This is a genomic window from Psychrobacter sp. 1U2, from assembly GCF_051847575.1.
Window position 1 is genome coordinate 1 of record NZ_JBPYDC010000262.1, and the last position, 1,294, is coordinate 1,294.

1 protein-coding gene is annotated in these 1,294 nt (G+C 45.2%); it reads left to right on the plus strand.

What is annotated here, in order from left to right; genetic code table 11:
- Nucleotides 1–1,294: preprotein translocase subunit SecA (locus ACS8FD_RS15010; protein ID WP_439276444.1), on the plus strand; the 1,294-nt coding region annotated here is incomplete at both ends.

The window sequence follows — 1,294 nt, forward strand, 5'->3', positions numbered from 1 at the left end:
AAACGTATGCGTAAGGTGGTCACCAAGATTAATGCCCAAGAGGCTGGCGTGCAAGCTCTGTCTGATGAACAATTACAACAAAAAACAGAAGCGTTCAAAGCGCGCTTTCAAAAAGGTGAGAGCTTAGATGCGCTATTGCCTGAAGCGTTTGCCGTCTGCCGTGAAGCGTCACTGCGGGTCAATGGCATGCGTCACTATGATGTGCAGCTGATCGGTGGTATCACCTTGCACGAAGGCAAAATCGCTGAGATGAAGACCGGTGAGGGTAAAACCTTGATGGCGACCTTGGCGATTTATCTAAATGCTATTAGTAGTAAAGGTGTCCACGTGGTCACGGTCAACGATTACTTGGCCGCTCGTGATGCGGACTTGAACCGTCCACTATTTAACTTTTTGGGACTGACGGTTGGAGTGATTTACTCACAGCAACCAGCACAAGAAAAGGTCGATGCTTATCAAGCGGACATCACCTACGGTACCAATAACGAATACGGTTTTGATTATCTGCGTGACAATATGGTCTTTAGTCTCAGCGAGAAAAAGCAGCGCCCGCTGAACTTTTGTATCATTGATGAGATTGACTCTATCTTAATCGATGAGGCGCGTACGCCTTTGATCATCTCAGGTCAAGCAGAAGATTCATCAAGGATGTATGCACTGATTAATACTATTATTCCGGTGCTTGTGCGCTCAAAAGATGAAGAAGCCAATAAGAATAATGAAGATGAAGATTTTTGGATTGATGAAAAAAACCGTCAAATCGAAATCAGCGAAAAAGGCTACGAAAAGATTGAGAGTTTCTTAATCGAAGTAGGCGAGCTTGGTGAAAACGAGAGTCTGTATAGTCCAAGCCGTTTACCATTATTAGCTCACGTACAAGCGGCTATTCGCGCCCATCACATATTTGTCAAAAACGTGCACTATATCGTCGATGAAGGCGAAGTGGTCATCGTTGATGAAAATACGGGTCGTACGATGCCAGGCCGTCGCTGGTCAGAAGGTCTGCATCAGGCGGTTGAAGCCAAAGAAAACGTTGAGATTCAAGCCGAAAACCAGACGCTTGCGACCACAACTTTCCAGAACTTTTTCCGTTTATACGACAAGCTATCAGGCATGACTGGTACGGCCGATACCGAAGCGGCAGAATTTAAGTCGACGTACGATTTGGAAGTGATTGTCATCCCAACCCATAAGCCTATTGCGCGGGTTGATATGGATGATCAGATTTTCTTAACCAAACTCGGCAAATATAAAGGCATTATTCGCGAGATTAAAGAGATACAAGATAAGGGCG